General features: G+C 39.9%; 19 protein-coding genes and 1 pseudogene. 5 read left to right on the plus strand and 15 right to left on the minus strand.

Features of this window, described 5'->3' with window-relative positions:
- Window positions 1–30: 30 nt before the first annotated feature.
- Window positions 31–264 (minus strand): DUF3389 domain-containing protein, encoded by a 234-nt coding sequence (locus F0226_RS09450; protein ID WP_171735415.1) that lies wholly within the window; start codon window positions 262–264, stop codon window positions 31–33.
- Between the two features lie 79 nt (window positions 265–343).
- Window positions 344–775, minus strand: a complete 432-nt coding sequence (locus F0226_RS09455) for a hotdog fold thioesterase (protein WP_171735416.1) — start codon at window positions 773–775, stop codon at window positions 344–346.
- A 127-nt stretch (window positions 776–902) separates the two neighbouring features.
- Here F0226_RS09455 and F0226_RS09460 point away from each other — a divergent pair, with 127 nt between their 5' ends.
- Window positions 903–1691: a M48 family metallopeptidase gene (locus F0226_RS09460; RefSeq protein WP_171735417.1), complete on the plus strand. Its 789-nt coding sequence runs from the start codon at window positions 903–905 to the stop codon at window positions 1689–1691.
- Window positions 1692–1835: 144 nt separating this feature from the next.
- Here the strand turns inward: F0226_RS09460 and F0226_RS09465 are convergent, their stop codons facing one another.
- On the minus strand, window positions 1836–2918 hold the full coding sequence (locus tag F0226_RS09465) for a site-2 protease family protein (RefSeq protein WP_171735418.1): 1083 nt from the start codon (window positions 2916–2918) through the stop codon (window positions 1836–1838).
- A gap of 355 nt (window positions 2919–3273) precedes the next feature.
- On the opposite strand from F0226_RS09465, the gene F0226_RS09470 reads away from it, so the two are divergent.
- The 3 genes from F0226_RS09470 to F0226_RS09480 all read left to right on the plus strand — a co-directional run bounded on the left by F0226_RS09470 (window position 3274) and on the right by F0226_RS09480 (window position 8023).
- Entirely contained in the window at window positions 3274–4527 is a 1254-nt protein-coding gene (locus F0226_RS09470; RefSeq protein WP_171735419.1) for an outer membrane protein transport protein, read from the plus strand.
- A gap of 19 nt (window positions 4528–4546) precedes the next feature.
- Entirely contained in the window at window positions 4547–7084 is a 2538-nt protein-coding gene (locus tag F0226_RS09475) for a VolA/Pla-1 family phospholipase (protein ID WP_171735420.1), read from the plus strand.
- 381 nt (window positions 7085–7465) lie between these two features.
- Window positions 7466–8023 carry a PhnA domain-containing protein gene (locus F0226_RS09480; RefSeq protein ID WP_171735421.1) on the plus strand — a complete coding sequence of 186 codons (558 nt, stop codon included), beginning with the start codon at window positions 7466–7468 and terminating at the stop codon, window positions 8021–8023.
- Between the two features lie 275 nt (window positions 8024–8298).
- Here the strand turns inward: F0226_RS09480 and F0226_RS09485 are convergent, their stop codons facing one another.
- The 12 genes and pseudogenes from F0226_RS09485 to F0226_RS09540 all read right to left on the minus strand — a co-directional run bounded on the left by F0226_RS09485 (window position 8299) and on the right by F0226_RS09540 (window position 18653).
- A complete protein-coding gene (locus F0226_RS09485) occupies window positions 8299–8796 on the minus strand; it encodes a GNAT family N-acetyltransferase (RefSeq protein ID WP_171735439.1) in 498 nt (165 codons plus the stop codon).
- A gap of 110 nt (window positions 8797–8906) precedes the next feature.
- The gene (locus F0226_RS09490; RefSeq protein ID WP_171735422.1) at window positions 8907–9068 is read right to left on the minus strand and encodes a hypothetical protein; all 162 of its coding nucleotides are present in this window, start codon (window positions 9066–9068) and stop codon (window positions 8907–8909) included.
- A 354-nt stretch (window positions 9069–9422) separates the two neighbouring features.
- Complete coding sequence (locus F0226_RS09495) at window positions 9423–9671, minus strand: DUF3297 family protein (RefSeq protein ID WP_137374194.1); 249 nt, start codon at window positions 9669–9671, stop codon at window positions 9423–9425.
- Between the two features lie 117 nt (window positions 9672–9788).
- The gene (locus F0226_RS09500) at window positions 9789–10007 is read right to left on the minus strand and encodes a DUF6500 family protein (RefSeq protein WP_171735423.1); all 219 of its coding nucleotides are present in this window, start codon (window positions 10005–10007) and stop codon (window positions 9789–9791) included.
- A gap of 266 nt (window positions 10008–10273) precedes the next feature.
- Complete coding sequence (locus F0226_RS09505) at window positions 10274–10696, minus strand: hypothetical protein (RefSeq protein WP_171735424.1); 423 nt, start codon at window positions 10694–10696, stop codon at window positions 10274–10276.
- Between the two features lie 84 nt (window positions 10697–10780).
- Window positions 10781–11245, minus strand: coding sequence for an ASCH domain-containing protein (locus tag F0226_RS09510; protein ID WP_171735425.1), 465 nt, complete (start codon window positions 11243–11245; stop codon window positions 10781–10783).
- Between the two features lie 117 nt (window positions 11246–11362).
- Window positions 11363–11692, minus strand: coding sequence for a zinc ribbon domain-containing protein YjdM (locus F0226_RS09515; RefSeq protein ID WP_171735426.1), 330 nt, complete (start codon window positions 11690–11692; stop codon window positions 11363–11365).
- Window positions 11693–11960: 268 nt separating this feature from the next.
- Complete coding sequence (locus F0226_RS09520) at window positions 11961–13259, minus strand: DEAD/DEAH box helicase (RefSeq protein ID WP_171735427.1); 1299 nt, start codon at window positions 13257–13259, stop codon at window positions 11961–11963.
- Window positions 13260–13379: 120 nt separating this feature from the next.
- Window positions 13380–14105, minus strand: a complete 726-nt coding sequence (locus F0226_RS09525) for a DUF1223 domain-containing protein (protein ID WP_171735428.1) — start codon at window positions 14103–14105, stop codon at window positions 13380–13382.
- A gap of 116 nt (window positions 14106–14221) precedes the next feature.
- A complete protein-coding gene (locus F0226_RS09530) occupies window positions 14222–14410 on the minus strand; it encodes a hypothetical protein (protein WP_137374187.1) in 189 nt (62 codons plus the stop codon).
- Window positions 14411–15116: 706 nt separating this feature from the next.
- Window positions 15117–16040 (minus strand): annotated as a pseudogene (locus F0226_RS09535) (TerC/Alx family metal homeostasis membrane protein); the annotation flags it as partial.
- A gap of 867 nt (window positions 16041–16907) precedes the next feature.
- Window positions 16908–18653: a bifunctional UDP-sugar hydrolase/5'-nucleotidase gene (locus F0226_RS09540; protein WP_171735429.1), complete on the minus strand. Its 1746-nt coding sequence runs from the start codon at window positions 18651–18653 to the stop codon at window positions 16908–16910.
- A 235-nt stretch (window positions 18654–18888) separates the two neighbouring features.
- Here F0226_RS09540 and F0226_RS09545 point away from each other — a divergent pair, with 235 nt between their 5' ends.
- The gene (locus tag F0226_RS09545) at window positions 18889–20565 is read left to right on the plus strand and encodes an ATP-dependent endonuclease (protein ID WP_171735430.1); all 1677 of its coding nucleotides are present in this window, start codon (window positions 18889–18891) and stop codon (window positions 20563–20565) included.
- Window positions 20566–20649 lie beyond the last annotated feature (84 nt).

Consider the following 20649-nt stretch of genomic DNA (forward strand, 5'->3'; position numbering starts at 1 on the left):
AGCGTGTTTAACCTAAACTTTTCAAATCTATCAGATAATTGCGCAACACAATTCGGCAGAAAGTTCGTTTAGCTGCTGCTCATTGTCGAGTTTAATGGACCACTTGCACTCTGAACCATTAGCTGAAATAACATTTGCCCCTTTTCCAATTAACTGAATAGAGTCAACGTGAGCTTGTAAGGTCACTCTGTGCTCCCCTTCAAGGCGAACAACAATTTCATGTGCTGTGGCGATAATTTTCCCGCCTTTAAATGTAATAACCATTTATTGTCTACTTAATTAGTGTGTTGATTAATGTTATTGGCGACTTAGATTAAGTTCAGCATTCAACTGTCTTAATTTTTTAATTGGCTTTCTTATGTTTCTTAACCGCAATGGTTAATCGGCTGGTACAAACTAACCTTTTACGTTCATCAGTAATATTGATTTGCCAGACCTGAGTCGATGCTCCTAAATGAACAGGCTCTGCCGTCCCAATCACATGCCCTTCACGCATTGCTCGGATGTGGTTAGCGTTAATATCTAAACCCACACAGTAGTAATCTTCACTTACACAAAAGTTTGCAGCCAAGGAACCTAATGTTTCGGCCAGAACAACAGAAGCGCCACCATGCAACATCCCGAGAGGTTGATGAGTGAAATGGCATACAGGCATAGTTGCAACTAAAGAATGGTCGTTCACTTCTGTATAAATAATATTGAGGTGCTCAATCAAAGTATTTTTTGATGTGGCGTTTAATGTTTCTAGATCGACTTCTTTTTTCCAAATGCTCACGTTTAATCCTCAATTAAAATTTACGCATTATTAGTGCTATTTATCGTTCAGTTACTACGAAGAAGTTTTCGGAATGATGTAAGTTAATGTTAACATGCAAAAAAAACTTATTACACGAGGATGTTTTATGACGTCATGGATGAAGGTGGCTTCCCTTTTCACTTTAGCAGGCTTAACGGCATGTAGTGCTTCACCTACAGGGCGCAATCAATTACTGCTGTTTTCAGATCAAGATATGTCGCAGTTGGGTGCACAGTCTTTTGAACAAATGAAAGCTGAACAACCAATAAGCAAAGATGCGAAAACCAATAAGTATGTTCAATGTGTAGCAAGTAGTATCACTCAGCATATTCCTAAACAAGGCTTTAGCGAGTGGGAAGTGGTGGTTTTTGAAAGCGATCAGGTTAATGCTTTTGCGCTACCAGGCGGTAAAATTGGTGTTTATACTGGTTTACTCAAAGTCGCAGTTAATGAAGACCAATTGGCAACCGTTATTGGACATGAAATTGCTCACGTCATTGCTGACCACAGTAATGAACGACTATCACAATCTCAGATAGCCAATACTGGTCTTCAAATTACTAACGTGGCAATTGGCGCTTCTGAATACAGCCAGTACCAAGGTATGACAATGGCAGCTCTTGGTTTAGGCGTCCAATATGGCGTAATCTTACCTTATGGAAGAACCCAAGAATCTGAAGCAGATATTGTAGGGCTAGACTATATGGCGAAAGCTGGGTTTGATCCGAATCAGAGCGTTAACTTATGGCAGAATATGGCAAAAGCATCAGGTGGTAATCAACCGCCAGAACTGCTATCAACGCACCCTTCTCACGACACTCGTATTAAAGATTTACAAGCAACCATAAAAACGCTACCAAGCTATGGTGCAACAAAGCCTAATTGCAAAACTTAATATTTAGATCTGATTTACGTTAGCGTAATGGGACTGCTGCAAGTGATTCTTCGCGAGTTTGTTCTTTGTAAGTGTGGATTCAAATAAAAACGAACGGTTTTCGCCGTTCGTTTTTATTAAGAATGGGTAATACTTTATCTAGATTTACGTCCCTAAAATTTGCAGCGGCAAACTCAATAATTCGTCACCTGTTGAAGCAAAGTACCAAATAATACCAATCAGACTACTCACCAAACCTACATACCAAGTAAAAGAAAACAGCTGACCATACTTGTCTAACGGAAGTAAGTGGCTGTGGTGTCGCCCTTTCCATTCAAAGAGTATTTCAACGCTACCCATAATAAGTAGAAAACCAAACAGGGTTAAGTTCATTTGGTAACTAATGACCACACCAGCAATTGCAGCAGCAACACACAACACAATTCCCAGCATGCTATTCATAGAAAAGCTGATACTTTTTAATACATGACCGCCATCTAAAGGCAGAATGGGCAGCAAATTGAATAGGTTCAATAAGGCGTTAAATACAGCTAACCCAGCAAAGAACATTTCTCCGGTTACCCAGTACAAAACAGTGAATATAATTGACAGGATTAAGCCAAAAAATGGTCCCATAATGGAGATAACAACATCTTGCCAGCGTGTGTTAATTTTCTCATCAGAAAGCGCTAATCCGCCTAAGAATGGAATTAGGTATATACCTTTAGTTTTCATTCCGAAATACTTCATAGCACGGATGTGCCCGTATTCGTGAAACATCAAACAAGCGATGAGTGCAAGTGCAAACTGAATTGAGAATAACCATGAATACGCAGCCAAACTCGCTGATGCCAATACGACTTTGATAAGTTTTGCACTTTTCAGTGCTTTCATTCCTAAAGAAACCAAACCGATGAGACTAAAGCGTTTCTCAGCCTTAGGTGCCACAAACGGTTTTTGCTGCTCGATATCTTTAGTATCCCGAGTACCGCTAGCCATCACTTCATCATTAGCAGTGACGCGGTAACCTAAATAAAAAGGTTGCCAATTTACTTCGACATTTACTTGGCAATGAATTTCTTTTTCGTCGGCTTTAAGCACAAAGGTATGCGCTCTTTCTGTCTCTGAGTCTGAATGTGCGTCTAATTGAGACACTAATGTATTGTTCCAAAAAAGCTGCTGCCAACCAGCCATTGAGCCTTCTAAGCGAAGTGGTTTGCCAAGAAACTCTATTGAGAGTAATTCCAAGTTTTCTTTCCAATGTTGTACGACTAAATGAAATCACATTATGCCGATTAGTTTTTTCAAGGTAAACAGAAACAAAGGTGTTACAAAACGAGCAACTGATCACTATTTAAACAACTAAGCAGCACAACAACTCTGGTCACACCTCCAACCACACATAAAGCATTGATAAATTAAATATAATTAGTGTTAGAGTCCTGCCCCTTAAAAACATAACTTCACAAAATATCTCTCCACTCTTTGACTTTTAATAAAATATTGAATTAACATATAATTTACAATTGAGTAACTTTAGTTAACAGTGCTCGATGTGTTTTCAATAATAAGAATGAGATTTGATGCCCTAGGAGGGTCAAGGATGAAAACAGTACAACGCTCTCTCGTTTCCCTATCCGTATTATTTGCTTGCAATACGCTTGCTGCTGGCTTCCAAGTAGCTGAACACTCGGCTTCAGGTCTTGGTCGAGCATTTTCTGGTGAAGGGGCGGTTGCTGACAACGCAAGTGTGCTTGCAAGAAACCCAGCGGCAATGACTTTATTTGATACTGCACAATTTTCAGGCGCGCTATCGATTGTTGATCCTGAAGTAGATATCACGCAGACAAAGGTTAATGATAATGACTTCAACCAAACCTCAAGTGATGTCGCACCCATGCAGTTTGTCCCTGCAGCATTTTACATTAGCCCTATCAATGACTCTTGGGCTTGGGGTATTGGTATGTTCACCACCTATGGTGTAGCAACAGATTACCCTAATGATATTTTTGCAGGCGATTTGGCTGGTGATACCTCATTAGTATCCGTCAACTTAAACCCGAACATTGCCTATCGTTTAAACGAGAGTTTTAGTGTTGGTGCAGGACTTAACCTTGTGTATGCAGAAGCCGAACTAAACCGACACAAAGGAAGCCTACCTTTAGGTGGCTCAGCCAGCGATAAGCTCATTTCAATGACAGGTGAAACTTTTGCTTTTGGTTGGAACGTTGGTGGTTTGTACGAGCTGGATGAAAATAATCGATTTGGTATTGGGTATCGCTCAGCTGTCGACCTTGATTTTGATGACGGTGAATTCACTGACTACTATGGCGGAATCATTTCTGATCCTTCTAAAAATCCTACAACAGGTCGATTAGAGATTAGCCTACCTTCAATTTTAGAATTGTCGGCATTCCACCAATTGAATGACCAATGGGCTGTTCATTACGGTTGGCAATTGACTAATTGGAGTACATTTGAAGAACTAAAAGCGACTTCACCTGACTGTAATGGCGGTGTTTGCTTCTTAAAAGAAGAACATTATGACGATAACCAACGCTGGTCTGTCGGTGGTACTTACACAATCAATACAGAATGGACAATCCGTGCGGGTTTGGCATACGACGAACAAGCAGGCGAAGCAACATTAAGCATTCCTGATAGTGATCGTTACTGGTATTCAGCCGGTCTTACCTACACAGTCTCTGAAAACATGACTCTCGATGCTGCATTTGCACTAGTACAAAGTAAGAGTGGTTCATTTACAGAAACAGATGCCGCAGGACAAAAGCTAACCTTTGAATCTGAAGCGGTTGCCTACTTATCGGCAATTCAACTTAACTACACATTCAACTAAGTTATCGGGAAAACATAAAATGAATAATAAATTTTCTTTATCTCTAGTCTGCTCCGCTTTATTACTAGCAGGGTGTGGTGACAACAGCGGTAGTAGCGGTACCTCAACCAATGCACCCTACTCTGATGCCATTAATGAATCACTTGCACGCAGCTCATCAATCAACTTCAACCTATTAGGAAGTGATGCAGATGTTCCACTGCCTTCTTTCCTTTTATTCGATACTAGCGACCATACTCTTAACATTCCTTTAAGTTCTTCTTCTACTGGTCTGCTCAATGATCCTAAAGTGGCAATGGGTGAAGCCGATGGCTGGAGTACCATCATGCCTTTCACTATCAACACTAACTTGCCAAGTGATAGAACACTTAAAAATGATGTAGTGATGATGGGTACAATTCCATTTAGTGCTCACTTAAATAGTGGCGTTAAAGTAGCGAAAGTTGATGTTGACCTTAGTACTGGCGTAATGTCTAACTTTACTGCTCTTACAGCAGGGGTTGATTACTTGGTTGCTTCGAGTGATTTAAAAACCATTCAAGTATTACCTCTTAAAGGTTTTGAACCAGGTTCTGATTATATTTACGCATTAACTGATTCTATTATGGACAGTGAAGGTGAATCATTAGGAACTTCTAAGTCATATGCTTCACTAAAAACTAAAGATATTGACCAAGCAGGCTCACTTGATCTTCCTCAAAAGGTCATCCAACAAGTTGAAGCTCTATTTGCTGGATATGGTCAAGTAACCAATTCAGATAATATTATTTATTCATCCTGGTTTACCACAGCTTCAGCGGGTAACGTGATGAATGGAACAAAAGCAGCAATAGCACAAACTATCGCTCCAAATGTTGCGCCTTCTGATGTTTGGAAGAACCTTGCAAACCCGAATAATCTTTCTGCCGCCACTTTAGATAACTTGTATAACACAGCGGTTTCTAGCACTGTTCAAGATTTTGCAACCGCAGTAAAAAATGACATGATGTTTACGTCTGCCTTTAGTCAAGATTCAGCTGATAAATTGGCAACAGCATACAATGCAAACTTTGCAGACCCTAACATCGCTTCTATTCAGGTTTATCGAGGCACAGTAGAGCTTCCATACTTCTTGTCAGATTCTTTAGAAGACGACGCTTGGAAAAAAACGCCATGGCGCAGTGCGATGCCTAGTGTGCTTACGATTTTAAGCACGCTAAGTTCAGGAAGCGACAGTGACAAAGTGGCGATCGCGACTCAACTTGCAGGCTTAGGTATTACCGACCCGGCAACACAGCTCTATGATCCTGAGTACCAAAAATTATTAATTGGTGAAAAGCTAACACTTGCTAATGGCGACCAACTCGATAGTACTCGTATCATGACGAAGTACAGTGCAGTGCCACAAGTTCGCGCTGTGAAATCTGTACCTTTCATTATGTTTGTACCTGAAGGTGCGGCTATTGATAGCAATTTGCCGATTCTGCAATATCAACATGGTATTACCAATATTAAAGAAAGTGCTTACGCATTTGCGATGCAGCATATTGGTGGTGCAATGTCTGGAGATGCGCCGTTTAAGCCATACGCTGTAATTGCGATTGACCAACCTCTGCACGGTGAGCGCCAATTAAGCCCAGAGGTTGTCACAACGCCATTAGACGCAACGCCATACATGAACTTAGAATATTTACCTGTTGCTCGTGACAACATTCGACAGAGTGCCATTGATGGTTTAGGTCTTCGTTATGCTTTAAATATGGCATCTAATGCAGCATTCAATAGTCTTGATAAAACCAATGTTTCTTTGTTTGGTCATTCAATCGGAGCTATCACAGGCATCAGTTCGTATACCATAGGTAATACAACGCTTAACCCTGCTATCGATTCAATGTTCAGCTACACAAGTGCAACTCTAGCTAATCCAGGTGGTGGTATTGCACCATTCTTACTAAGTTCAGAGACATTCTCTCCTGAAATTAAGCATACGGTGAGTGTTTCAGGTGTCCCTGCTTACAGAACTCACTACGCATCAGATTGCTACTCGGACGATCCTAACTCAAATATTAGTGGTGGTAACTGCTATACAGCTTACTATTCGTCTATCAGTGATGACTCAGCATCTGCTGAAGAGAAAGTAGTTAAAGCAACGATTGATGCAACACTGGCTTCATTCACTTTTGCAGCACAAACCGTTCTTGATAATGTAGACCCATACAATATTGCTTCTACAACGACAGGACCAATTCTTGGCATTCAAGATGATATGGATAAAACGATCCCTAATACGGTTGCCACTTATCAAACATCAGGTACTGAACCACTATTTAAGAAGTTGTCTTTAGTAAATACTGCTCGTGATACAAGTGGTCAAAAAGTGGCGTCGTACTTTAATTTTGCATCAGCCTCCGAGCACTCAACCGTTATCACACCACAGAATGCAAATGACGTGGCAGCTAACGCAGAGATGACCTCGCAAATCGTTCAGTTCACGCTAACTCAAGGTAATGCCACAGGTTCATTGAACGTTGATGCATCTCTACTGGATGCCTCTAAAAATCCTGATGCTTCGAATTAACCTGTAATATTTAAGCTTCTAAGAAGCTAAGGTTTCTAAGAAGATTTAAGTTTCTAAACAGCTTTAGATTTCAAAGAAGCTTTTGGTTTCTAAACAGCTTTGGATCTCTAAGAAGCACTGAGTCGCTTTTATTGAGAAGTAGAACCACCAAATGCCAGCTTAATCGCTGGCATTTTCATTCCTATTCACTGTTCTCTCACTTTCTAGTTTTATTGTTTTTATCGATTTACCCAGTTACTTAACCGTGCGTTTACCTACCACAATACAAATGTTTTACTTCATCAAAATTAATCGGCACAGAATACCGTACGACCTCTTTCTTTCTTGTAAATAAAGTGGATAATAGCCGACTTATAAATACCTAATAAATGTGAGTCCATTATGTCTTCTGAAGCAACTATGCTAGAACGCTGCCAATCTAAATGTGAACTGTGTGGTTCTGATTCTCAACTAACTGCATACGCAGTACCACCACATAGCCACGTAACTGTGGATCACGGCATCATGGTGTGTGATAAGTGCCTTGGTGAGATTGATGACCCAAAAGATATTAACCACTGGCGTTGTCTAAACGACAGCATGTGGAGCCAAGAAGCTCCGGTACAAGTAACGGCTTGGCGTCAATTGACTCGTCTAAATGCTGAAAGCTGGGCTCAAGACTTGCTAGACATGATGTACCTTGAAGAAGAAACATCTGTTTGGGCACAAATCGGTATGTCTGCAGACGACAAACCTTTCGATGTGAATGGCGTAGAGCTTAAGAAAGGTGACGACGTAACAGTAATTAAAGACTTGCCAGTTAAAGGTACAAACCAAGTAATTAAGCAAGGTACTGTTATTCGCGGTATCAGCGTTGGTGATGATCCAAAACTGGTTTCAGGTAAAACCAATGGCGGACAATCAATGTACGTTATTGCTGAATTCTGCCGTAAGAAGTAATTTTAGCTTTTGATTTTTCGATAAAATCATTAAAACTTAAATTCTAGATTGTAAAAAGGCGCTTGATAAGCGCCTTTTTCATATTTAAAGATAACTATTTTAATAAGTCTTGAGTATCTAAACAGAAAGACAAATTGTCTCTCAAAGCATTAGCTCTTATGTTGAATACCAAGAGTACAACTATTAGCTAATTCCACTTGCCACTTTGTAATACACTACTCCGAACAAACCGACAAACACCAAAATAGAAATGATAACTTTTAACCAAATAAACTTCATTTTGTAGCCTCTTCATCGGTCACTTCACGATTAATTTTAGTACTGACATTACGTGCAATCATTAAGACTTCGTCCGCGGAATATAAGTTTGAAATGGTCACTTCTACTTCTGCACCCAAGACATTTGCGTACAATTGTTGGGCTTTATTATCCGCTCTCGTTGACACTAAAGCATGCTTTATCACTGAACCGACTGATTGAAGTTGTTCTTCAACCAAGAGGAAGGATTTCTCAATCAACTTCCTTCCATAACCTTTACCTTGTTGATTAGGTAATACGGCTAATTGCTCCAGTTCAAGTACTGCTTCCGTTCGAAAACCACTCTTTTGAGACCAAACAATATAACCAACGATGTTTGATTCAATTTCGATGACATAAGATAGAAATCTAGGAAATGCATTTAAATTACATAGCAGCCATTCATAAGACATTCTTTGCCTTGAAAATGCCGCTTGGTGTACTGATGCCGTCTCTATAAGATCGGATTCAGTCATTAAACGAACGTGCATAATACCTCTAGCATTGAATATTAGTTTGTCTGAAGTGCAACTATCTCCGACAGTCACTTACCGCTAACCGTCAGGTCGATCTAACTATCAGCTAGTTAGCTGTCAGCACCACACTTTTCACAGGGCTCATAAGTTCTATCACCTTCACTGATCACGATGAACTCACGCACACAAGTTTCGCACAATATTAACTTGGGATAACTCACCTTGCCTTTCTTAGGCTGTGACTTGCCTTCTGTTGTGTACTTCTTTCTCATTTTAAGCTCTAAACTGAATTTTATTTGGCAAATTATACCAATGATTTTGAGATGTTAAATACTTTCAGATCACTGATAAAGAATTTGATAACCATAGAAAAAGTTATAGATCGTAATTGCTGTAGCAAGAATCTCAAATAGGTTGAAAAGATACAAAGATCGAACGAGTGGTTGAATGATCAACAAGGAACATGGATAAGGGAAATGATGAAATATGAGGGTAGCTGAGAGAGATAAAAGCAACGTGCAATAACTTATGAGATAAGCACTACACGTTGATATTAAGACGCCAAGGCATAAGCGTAAAAGCTTATATCTATAAAAGCAGATCTATAAAAACTAAATTGTAAAAGCTTAGATGTAGAAAGCTTCTACTGTGCCTTTCAACGTAATTAGGATTGGTTGTCCACGACGATCTAAAGCTTTAGGTGAAGGGATTTTTACCCAACCTTCACTGATGCAGTATTCCTCAACATCCGTGCGCTCTTTACCGTTTAGGCGGATGCCAATTGGGTATTCGAAACATTCAGCAACATGGTGCGGGCTACGAGGGTTACCAGCAAGATGATCTGGTAAAGCTGGCTTTGAATTAGTATCGCTCATTTTCATGACCTAGTGTGTATATAAAAGTGCGTCATTGTAGTCAATACAAGGCTTGCGCTCAAGTGATCTCAGAATAGATTTTCTTAGAAGACTCTAGATTCCTCAGTTAAATTGTTTTCAAAGCTCAGATTGCACCATTTCTACTATCTTCTTGGCTTTCTCAAAGTGATTTAATTGATGCTTTTGAATCCACCATGTTGCAGCTTCCATTAAAAGCTCAGGATCATCATTCTTATTTACAAAAAAAGCATAGAATGAAACACCTACGGTATCCCCTTTTTGCTCAATCTTTTTAGTACAAACTTCGATGATTTTGTTTTGTAGCGATCTGCGCATTGGTCAATTCCTATTCGAAAAAACTCTAGATTACATGTGATGTAATCTGACCTCAATAAATACTGTATAAATACACAGTTAAATGTCAAATCTAAGAAAAAGCTAACCTAACAGATATAAGTCGAGCGTTTTATATACAAATTGATTTCATATCAAGCTAATAAGTAGTCGCTGCGAGTACTTGAATGTTGGGTAATAGTGATAAGCACTGGCTGCCGATACTGAGATTGCAAGGTAAAGGTCATTCAGGTTGGCGTTTATCCACTTTAATCGAGCACATCTATTTCAGGATCAGGTTCAGCATGGTTGTCAGCTAGCCCCACTTCACCAGCAATATAAATAGCGCTGGTTAGCGCTTCTAGTGTTTTATTACCTTCACGTTTTGGCACATCCCCGATAACAGGTACCGATTCGGCTTGTTTTATGGATTCACAAACTAAACTTTCACACACTGTTTGTGTATCTATTTGAGGCTCTATATTAGTAGGTTTATATCCTGGTAGTTGAGAGACCCGAGAATCAGTATTTGCTTCATCGCCGTGAGTACTGGCCGGAATGGAACTAGCCTCATGATTAATGAGATTTATTTCATGGATATCTCTTTCAACGTCTTCAACAAGATGAGAACTGCCACCAGCACTGATGGCATTAGCTGAAAAGCATACACTAAGCAGTATTAACGCTTTCATTCATGACTTCCTAGTTACTATTCATACAATTTATAAATGGTAACTAACAAGCTTAATTTTGAACAGTGTTTTTATGTAATGACTTTACTTACAAACAACTTTAAAGCGCTCTAAAACTAGCAGCATATCGTCACTTGGTTCCATGGCTAATTCTTCACATTCCTGTGAGAAAAAACGCCAATGAGCATCACGCCACCAAGCCAAAGTCTTATCACCTTCGCCTTCTGACGCTGCAAATTCAGGAGTAACATCTTTATATTTGCATTTAGATACTGAAGTGATTTCTACGATGCATATTGGATCACCATTCCAATTCGTAACGACTTGTAAGTGCCCGACTTCTGGCATTTGTTCACCTTCATGACTGTACCAGTAGTCCAAGCTGCATGAAGCTTGCTTCTCTCCTCGAAGGATGAGAGCCGCACATACATTGGCATTATATTCATCGGCACAGTAATAGTCGGCACTGAAGGAGGTATACTGACTCGCCACTTCTGGGGCTAATGACTTTAAATATTTATCTAGATAACTCTGACTTCTTTCTTCCATGAGAACAGGCACCTTTGACGGTTATAAATAAGTATTATTAAGCGGTTAAATTAGTGGAATGAATGAGCAAAAAAATAATGGCACTAATGAGCGACTAATATTCATAGTTCTAATGAACTACGCTTTTTTCACGTACTTAGCGGTAACGAGCATTTCGCCTGCTCCATCAAGCTTACAATCAAGCTGGTGGTCTTTTCCTTCAATGATACGTTTGATAACAGCTTTCGTACCAATTTTTAGATTTGTAGAGCTGCCTTTTACTTTTAAATCTTTTACCAAAGTGACTTTGTCGCCTTGCTCTAAAACTTTCCCATTCACATCATGCACAGTGAAAACGTCTTCAACTTCAGATGGATTCCATTCATAGGCACATTCAGGGCACACAAGGTGGGTTTGATCTTGGTATACATATTCAGACTGGCAATTAGGGCATGGTGGAAATGACATAATATACAACTTCATTGAGTAAATTCAGCCGATATATTAATGATTAACGGCTTCCTTAGCGAGTATGTTTCCTGGATTTTTTACAAGCATGGCTTTAAATGTTTCTCTGCTAAACCATCTACGTCGCTGCTAAATCAATTAAGCCATTACTAAATCAGTCAAGCCATTGCTGAGTCAACCAAGCCACAACATAATCTGTAATTGCTCAGCTTTATCGGAGGATCAAAAAAGGCGCTCAACAGCGCCTTTCGTTTTAATTCTAGAGACTTTAGTAATCTCTTAGCCAAATGTCATGGTTTGATAGCGCTTTTTTACGCTTCTTCTTACCCGTTCCAGCCGGTTTCGCTACTGGCTTGATTGCCTCTAGTAGTTCTTTTGTCGCTTCTTCATCAACTTCAAAGCCTTCAACTTGCTCACGCTCTAGTCGAATCTTGTTCTTCTTCTCGATCACTTTGAAGTGATGGTAATCTTCGTAATCAATCAATGACAAAGCTAAACCGACCTCGCCAGCACGTCCACTTCGACCGATACGGTGCATGTAATCTGAAGGACTTCTGGGTAAATCAAAGTTGATAACAACAGGTAGCTTTTCGATATCTAAACCACGAGCAGCGATATCTGTCGCAATCAGTACATCAATTTCACCTGACTTGAAATCTTCAAGAATACGAGTACGCGCGCCCTGACCTTTATCACCGTGGAATACTTCAGCAATAATGCCTCGCTTGTAAAGCTTATCAGCCAAGTGTTCACAGCTATTCTTAGCATTTACAAAGATCAGCGCTTGGCGCCATTCGTGCTTTTTGATCAAGTGTGCAAGTAGCGCCGTTTTCTTACCTTTATCTACAGTAAACACACGCTGAACCAGAGTTGATGCATCATTACTTTGAAGCTGTACTTCGACAGGATCATTCAATAGCTCTTGAGTAAGCGCTTGTACCTGTTCTGGGAAAGTTGCAGAAAACAGCAATGTTTGTTTTTGTTTAGGCAATAAAGCCAGTAATTCAGATAGCTCTTCAGTGAATCCTAGGCTAAGCATTCTGTCGGCTTCATCAAGAACCAGCGTATTCACTTTATCCAGCTTAACCGCATTACTTGAAATAAGGTCAAGTAGACGACCAGGAGTCGCAACCAGAATGTCCGCACCACCACGTAGAGCCAGCATTTGTGTATTTGCCGATACGCCACCAAATACACAAACCGTTTTAATTGCACCATTAAAATGCGTAGCGTAAGACTTCACGCTGTCAGCAACTTGTTTTGCTAATTCACGGGTAGGAACAAGGATTAGGTTTGAAACAAAGTTACCTTTGCCGTGTTTGCTACCAGACTGAACACCTTCACGCTTATTGGTATACAACTCTTGCAATAAAGGGAGAGCAAAAGCAGCAGTTTTACCAGAACCTGTATTTGCCCCAGCAATTAAGTCACGACCAGTTAATACACTTGGGATGACTTGTGCTTGAATAGGAGTTGGTTGTTGATATTCCAACTCGTTTAATCGAGCTAACAGTGGAGAGATAAGACCAAGTTCAGTAAAGTTGTTTGGCGTTTTAGCGGTAGTCATGAATATAAAGGCTCAGAGCTAAGATAATAGCGGCGTATTTTAACGTATTTATGGCTTGATGAGTGAGTTAAATTGCATTTCCTAAGCAAACTAAACAATCAAGCTACTACCTATTGATAATTAAGGCTTAATCCAGCCGGCAACAGTTTGCTCTGGTTTGAAAGAGCCCGGTTTGGTTAGCCACACGGCTACGGCATCGGCTTTAGCCACTAAGTGCCTTTCAGGAATAGTAAAGTGCCATTTTGATGAGGCTTTCATATTCCCTTCATACAGCACCACAAAGTCATGCTCTAGCAATTTGCCTTTATTCTCACCGGCTTTCACTTGAGTGACTTCATCCATCGCAAGCAAAATAATATGAGCAATGTACTCGCCCCTCTTCTCATAAAGAATAGAATACTCATCGCCCTGCTTCTCGAGTTCCAATAATGGACGTTCATTACCTGCGGATTCCGGTAACGATCGCTCTAGCCAATTGAAGTAACCACGCCACTCACTTCCATCTACAATAAAACCCGGAGTATAGACGCCACTAGTTACACCATAAGCTTTATATAAGCGTTGTTTCTGGCTAAATGCTGCACTGGCAAACTTATCTTCCCAGCCGAGATAATTCCAATAGTCGACATGGTAGGCAACGGGGATGTATTCCTGCCAAAGTGTTTTTTTATCTTGAAACTCACTTAGGTATTGATCGGCGGGAGGGCAACTAGAGCAGCCTTCGGATGTAAACAGCTCAATAACTTGGGCGGGTTTGCCTTGATGTTGCCATGTTTGAGCAACAGCAGAAGAAGGGATCGCAACTAAAATGTTAGCCGCAAAAAAATAAGGAATGATTCGAAGCATGTGGACAGCCTATAGAAAGTGAAACCCTATTCTACAAGACCGCATTGATGGTGATTTTCTTTCAGATACAAAAACGCCAGCTATATTAGCTGGCGTTTATTATTCATTTGCGAAAATTAACGGTACATACCGATATCTTTCTGCATGTGCCCAGATAGGTCATTTGCGTAGTAGCTTTTTGGAGCGTTATCTACAAATAAGATATCTAGAATGTGAGCAATCAGTCCTTTGAAGTTAACCGAGTAGGTTTTCTTATCCATAGAGTTTGGAACAGCGATAGTATTCATTTGAATTGCTTGAGCCATGATTGCCTCTCTATAAATTTGTTTGTGTGATTCGTTTCGTTGAGAAGAATATTAAGTGTTTTTATAACATTTAAGAAATGACAAAAACTCCCAATTCAGATTAGTTTTTCTAATAAAACAAACCATTAACAAGTCATTTGATTACGCATTCGATAAAAGTGAATATAAATTCCAAATCGCGCTTATTTATTGAATTTCGCATAATAAACCGCCTTTAACACCTGCTCAATATCACAAAAATTTTACAAAAAATATTTTCAACACTCACTTCAGCTCTCGATCAACCATAATTTTTGATTAGTTATTCTGTTGTTAACGTAAAAAATCAAAGCGAAATATTTATTACTAATTTATGTCGATTTACCAAAATAAAATATAGTAAAAACCATATGCATCATGGCTGTATACTATAAAGCATTGCTAGGGCTGTTTCTGCGTGTGTTTTATAAAAAATAACTGTATCTATCAAAAAGTAACATCACACAAAGTGATGGTTTCTTTCGTCAAACCATTGATGGGAAACACAACCATTCTACTTAGCAGAGATGTTTCTATATAGGAGACTATTTAACTTAATCATGATGAGAGGCTTGAGATGAGAGCAAGTGGATTGATTGATTGATTGATAAATGAAAGTAAAAGCCAGCCATATATAGTTTAACTAGAAAGAGAAATATATGACTGGCTATATTGATTAAAACGCCGCTTAGGAAGTAACGACCGTTTTTTTACTGTAAACAGATGCCACAACTGCAATCAGCATCGTTGAAACTAAAACCCCTAATGATACAAAGGTCGGTATTGCCCATTGGCTTTCGACCAACAACATTTTCACACCAATGAAAACCATAATAAACGACAACGCTGGTTTCAAATAGATGAACTTATCCATCATACCTTGAAGCACAAAGTACAGGGATCGTAGTCCCAGCAGAGCGAACACGTTCGCCGCTAAAACTAAGAATGGTTCTTGAGTCACTGCAAAAATTGCAGGAATCGAATCCAACGCGAACATCACATCCATCACTGCAATTGCACCAATGACCAACATCATAGGTGTTAATAGCCACTTGCCACTTTGTTTGATCAATAGTGAATTACCATGAAAACTCTCACTCACTGGCATAATTTTACGCAATAGCTTTTCGGGATAAGGGCTAATGCTGTCTTCACCTTTATCTAGAGCAAGCTTAACGCCTGTTGCAATTAAGAAAGCCGCGAAGACATAGAGAACCCAGTGGTATTGAGCAAGCAACTGCGCTCCTACCGCAATCATAATGGCACGTAGTACCAACGCACCAATGACTCCCCATAGCAGCGCTCTTGGTCTTAGATGCTCCGGCACTTGGTATTGACCGAAAATCATCGCAAATACGAATAAGTTATCAACGCTCAGTGATTTCTCTAATAAATAGCCCGTTATAAACGCGATAGAAGCTTTCTGAGGCGAGTAATCACTTGAAGGGTCATAGACATCCCAAAACAAATAAATAGAGCCAGCAAAGACAAAGGCAAGCATTATCCAGATAATACTCCAAATACTCGCTTTTTTGATCGTCACATTACCGCCACGTGTTTGATAGATATCAATGGCAACAAGCACAAGCGTTAACAAGAAGAAACAAGCGTATGCGGCGGTATTCGAAGAATGCAACACGGCTTCACTGCCCGATACCACAGAGCTTGCGGCTGTAGGGTTAGAAATAGCAGAGCTAGCAGAGACAGTACTAGTAACAGAGCTTGAAGTAAAAAAGCTTGAAACGATGGAACTAATTGATGATACAGATTCAGTTGGGTTCATTATCCCTCCGGGCGGAAGGACTTTCATTAGACCTTCCGCAAACAAAACTAATTAAGAAAAACACTGTATAGATCCAGTGTTACTCAATGTTGATTGCGTTGGTCTCGTTGAAGTGAAATTGGGATTTCACTTTTATTTACCGGATAAGCTCTTTGGCTTAACGAGATGACGATAAATAAACTTGCGCTAACTACTCCCCAAACGAGTGGATAGTAGTCCTCAAATTTTCTGGCGTCTATATAAATTTTACTTAAATAAACAAAAGGAGCATTTCGCTCCTTTTATGTCATTGTGCTGTAGTGAGAATGTTAGTTCTATAGAATTGATCATTATGACTTTTTATACATTAACGCTGTTTCTGAGCTTATGTTAATGACATTAGGATTCAGATGGTGGACCTAACAAAAGGCATAATAACCTTGTATTCAAAACCTTCTAAACATTCCAGGTATTCTAAACATTCTAGACACCTGAAATAGGTACAAAATAAACCAGTACCGACCAAGCTGAAACCCAACCTACAACGACAACTGCATCTACCCAATCTTTATTCCACATCTGATTTCTCCCAAGCCTAATATCCTTTATTAGGGTCAAGAAAAATACAGCAAAAACCATACCGAAAGACTCAAATCAAAGCCTCAAATCAAAGCCTCAAAATAACAGGGTTGATCTAAACTGGAATGCCTTCGTAAATTACCCTTCACAAACGCAGGCTAAACAGTCATAACCATTGCTGTTACCTAACGCTTGCGGTTGATCGGTTAAGAACTCGATGAAACAATCTGCCATTGAAACATTAGTAACCAAGCCTTCATCTAGCATATCTAACACTGCACCATAGCCTTCTTTGCCTTTCATCGTGTAAGCAGATGAAGTGCCTGTATAGGTTTGATTAGGCATGACCTTTTGCCACCCCATCGATTCTGAGTAAATCTCTAAGTGACTAATTCTATGATTGATTGGGAATTCTTTGTGGTAACAAAATTTGAGATTATGAGTATAAGGAAAGCTCCCGTCGCCAGTTCCAACTACGCCATTATCTGTTGCATTGTTAATTGCCCCCTCTAGCATTGCCATCATCGTACTTCCAAGAACTGTATAAACACCGATAGGCACGGCAAACGGAAGCAGCTTTCCGGCAATATCTGCCACAGAGACATCGCCAGCATTCAGTGAGTTTCTAACCCCACCAGCATTATGAATGGCAAACTCAGCGTGGTGGCCTTTCTTATTCATCATGTAATGAAAAGATTGCGCAACAAGAGGTGCTAACTCACTTGCTCCTTTTTCATCAGGCACTCGTACATGGCGTAGCTTTTTGTCTGTAGACGCAATGACTTGCTGCTGAAGCTTTCTTACTCTTGGTAAATACTTATCAATAAGAATGCTCTGAATGCCTGAGTCTTTCTTACACACAATAATATTTGGGTGCTGATGCAAATAGTCACATGCAGATTGGTGAGCTTGATCATTGCCTTCTTCACTCATTTTCGCGTCTAAAAACAATCGGCGACCTAGCAGTAACTCATTTTTCCCGTTAAAACGGGTCACTTCACCTTCAGCTGAGAACTCAATCTCACAGTGACCTAAGCTCATTGAATGGAAACCAGCTTGAACAACATAAGTCCCGTCAATTAAGATGCCATACTCATCGTCTTTCGCTAGACCTACCCCTGAAAAATCACCTTGTAGTCTATGGCTATGTCCACCGACAATAACGCTGATCCCTTCAACTTTACTCGCGAGGTCCAAATCAGCTTCATAGCCTAAATGGCTGAGCAAAATGATTTTATTAATCCCCTGCTGATGAATTTGTTCGATCGTCGCTTTTGCTGTATTCAATGCAGAGATAAAAGGGGTATCGAGATCCGGATTGGCAATGTCTGCCATTTTATCAATGCTTAACCCAAAGATTGCAATCTTCTCGCCATCAAAATCTTTGGTAATAAAAGTCGCACTCTTAGTTTCAGGGATGTAAGGCTTGATAATGGGGTTGCTAGATAGGGTATGAGTTTTATTGATATCTTCATTCGATAAATCCCAATTACCTGCCAACAAAGGAAATTGGATTTTCTTCGCAAAGATTGCAACAGGCTCATTACCCATGTCCAACTCATGATTACCCAATGTCATGGCGTCTATATTAAGGGCATTTAACAAATCGGCATTAGCCTTGCCTTTAAATAAAGAAAAGTACAACGTGCCTTGGAAGCAGTCTCCAGCATGTAGGAACAATGTACCTTTGCCTTGTCTTGTTGCTTCGTCTTTTAATTGTTTGAAGCGTGTGGCGATTCGAGCAAAGCCACCAGTACTGACATAAGGTTCTATGATTCGCTCATTCACTTTAAGTGATAACTGTAATGAGGTTGGTTCGAAGTATGAATGAGTGTCGTTTATGTGCGCCAATACAATTTTTGTTGGCTTATTATTTTTAGTCATATTGTTCTCTCTTTGTCCCATTCATACTAGGTCGAGAATCATGACAGAATCGTGAATTTTATGAAACAACACTGCAAAAAAATCTCACTCATATTTCACTATAGCTAATAGAGAATTCGGCCAAAAGCTTTTGATTTGTGACAAGGCAATACACCTAATTGTAAATTTTCTATTATGATGAAAGTAATCTGTTAGCTTTCAATCAATTAGCAGACACACCAGCAGGAGTAAGCCTATGCAACTAGAAAGAATAGAAATTTCTGGCTTTCGTGGTATCAAGCGTCTGTCTTTAGCTTTTGATGAGCTAACAACACTTATAGGTGAAAATACGTGGGGTAAATCGTCGTTATTAGATGCACTTTCCGTTGTATTACCCGCAGATGGCATCCCCTATCATTTCGAAATGCCAGACTTTCATGTCGACTATTCTGTTTCTCACCCGCAATCCCAACATCTGCAAATTGTTCTATCCCTTAAAGCTAATGATAAAAGCGAGCTAAATGCTGGTCGATACCGAAAATTAAAACCGATTTGGGTTCAAGACGAATTTGGTGTTTTCCGCATCTATTATCGAATCAGTGCCACGCTTGAGCAATATGAAACCACCACCCATTATGCGTTCCTCGATTTAGAGGGGAACCCTCTTAAACTTCATCACTCGGAAAAATTGGCACAAGAGCTAATGACGCTTCACCCAGTAATACGGCTTAGAGATGCTCGACACTTTGAGCGCCCTTTTAACATGCATTCAGCTAAAAGTAATGGCAATGGCAATGGCAATGGCAATGGACAGGCTAACGGAAACACAAGAGTTGAAAAGCGAATTGATAACACCTGCCGACGTTTAATGGCCATTCCGGGGCATGTAAATAAAGGTGAAATGCGCAGCAGCCTTAATTCAATGCAAAGTTTAATTGAGCACTATTTTTCATTTAAGAGCTTAACAAGAAAGAATCCGCGTAAACCAAGAGACGGCTTGTTGTATTCATCTGGGGCAAATGACAAAAGTATCCACCAAATAGTAGAAGAAACGAAAAACAAACAAACTCAACTGCTATTTATGGGGCTACTGAATGCCTATTTACAAGCAAAAGGTCCTACCGATCTAAGACGTTGTGCCCGCCCTTTATTGATCCTAGAAGATCCAGAAGGTCGTTTACATCCTACACACCTAGCTAGGGCTTGGAGTTTATTGCAGAAGTTACCTATGCAAAAGATCTTAACAACAAACAGTGGTGATCTTCTTGCGGCTGTGCCTTTACAATCTATTCGTAGGTTAGTTCGTCAGTCAGACAAAACTGTTGCTAACCAGCTATCTACTAACAAATTCTGTAAAGATGAACTGCGTAGAATCGGATTTCATATTCGCTTTCACCGTTCTGGTGCTTTATACGCTAGGTGTTGGTTATTAGTGGAAGGTGAAACCGAAGTATGGCTTTTCAATGAGTTAGCGAATCAATGTGGTTATAACCTAGCAGCCGAAGGCGTTCAAATCATTGAATTTGCTCAGTCCGGTTTGAAAGCCCTTATCAAAGTCGCTAAGGAGTTTGGAATTGATTGGCATGTAGTAACAGATGGAGATGCAGCAGGGAAGAAGTACGCTTCAACGGTTATTTCTCAGTTAGGTCATGATCAAGAAAGACATCGACTGACGGAGTTACCTGATAAGGATATTGAGCATTATTTATACGCAAATGGGTTCGAACACTTTTTTAGAGACATGGTCAAGATCCCTTATGACCACCCTATTCCGGCTAAAAAAGTGGTAATGAAAGTATTAAAAAAACACGCAAAACCTGACCTAGCATTAGCCATTGTTTCTCATTGCGAAAGTCGCGGACAGGAATGCATTCCTTTACTCCTTAGGTGGACGCTAAAACGAGTCATCACGATGGCAAATGGCAATACTTAGTTAACCGCTCTTTGCTAGAACGCTTCATTTTTATAGCTCCCATTAAAAAAGGCACACCAAGTGGTGTGCCTGTATACAAATAAT

The organism is Vibrio sp. 99-70-13A1, from assembly GCF_013114625.1.
Classification (GTDB): Bacteria; Pseudomonadota; Gammaproteobacteria; order Enterobacterales; family Vibrionaceae; genus Vibrio.

Coding starts and splice junctions, on each gene's coding strand:
- F0226_RS09450 (WP_171735415.1), bottom strand. CDS start 264: ATGGTTATTACATTTAAAGGCGGGAAAATTATCGCCACAGCACATGAA.
- F0226_RS09460 (WP_171735417.1), top strand. CDS start 903: ATGACGTCATGGATGAAGGTGGCTTCCCTTTTCACTTTAGCAGGCTTA.
- F0226_RS09470 (WP_171735419.1), top strand. CDS start 3,274: ATGAAAACAGTACAACGCTCTCTCGTTTCCCTATCCGTATTATTTGCT.
- F0226_RS09475 (WP_171735420.1), top strand. CDS start 4,547: ATGAATAATAAATTTTCTTTATCTCTAGTCTGCTCCGCTTTATTACTA.
- F0226_RS09480 (WP_171735421.1), top strand. CDS start 7,466: ATGTCTTCTGAAGCAACTATGCTAGAACGCTGCCAATCTAAATGTGAA.
- F0226_RS09485 (WP_171735439.1), bottom strand. CDS start 8,796: ATGACTGAATCCGATCTTATAGAGACGGCATCAGTACACCAAGCGGCA.
- F0226_RS09490 (WP_171735422.1), bottom strand. CDS start 9,068: ATGAGAAAGAAGTACACAACAGAAGGCAAGTCACAGCCTAAGAAAGGC.
- F0226_RS09495 (WP_137374194.1), bottom strand. CDS start 9,671: ATGAGCGATACTAATTCAAAGCCAGCTTTACCAGATCATCTTGCTGGT.
- F0226_RS09500 (WP_171735423.1), bottom strand. CDS start 10,007: ATGCGCAGATCGCTACAAAACAAAATCATCGAAGTTTGTACTAAAAAG.
- F0226_RS09505 (WP_171735424.1), bottom strand. CDS start 10,696: ATGAAAGCGTTAATACTGCTTAGTGTATGCTTTTCAGCTAATGCCATC.
- F0226_RS09510 (WP_171735425.1), bottom strand. CDS start 11,245: ATGGAAGAAAGAAGTCAGAGTTATCTAGATAAATATTTAAAGTCATTA.
- F0226_RS09515 (WP_171735426.1), bottom strand. CDS start 11,692: ATGTCATTTCCACCATGCCCTAATTGCCAGTCTGAATATGTATACCAA.
- F0226_RS09520 (WP_171735427.1), bottom strand. CDS start 13,259: ATGACTACCGCTAAAACGCCAAACAACTTTACTGAACTTGGTCTTATC.
- F0226_RS09525 (WP_171735428.1), bottom strand. CDS start 14,105: ATGCTTCGAATCATTCCTTATTTTTTTGCGGCTAACATTTTAGTTGCG.
- F0226_RS09530 (WP_137374187.1), bottom strand. CDS start 14,410: ATGGCTCAAGCAATTCAAATGAATACTATCGCTGTTCCAAACTCTATG.
- F0226_RS09540 (WP_171735429.1), bottom strand. CDS start 18,653: ATGACTAAAAATAATAAGCCAACAAAAATTGTATTGGCGCACATAAAC.
- F0226_RS09545 (WP_171735430.1), top strand. CDS start 18,889: ATGCAACTAGAAAGAATAGAAATTTCTGGCTTTCGTGGTATCAAGCGT.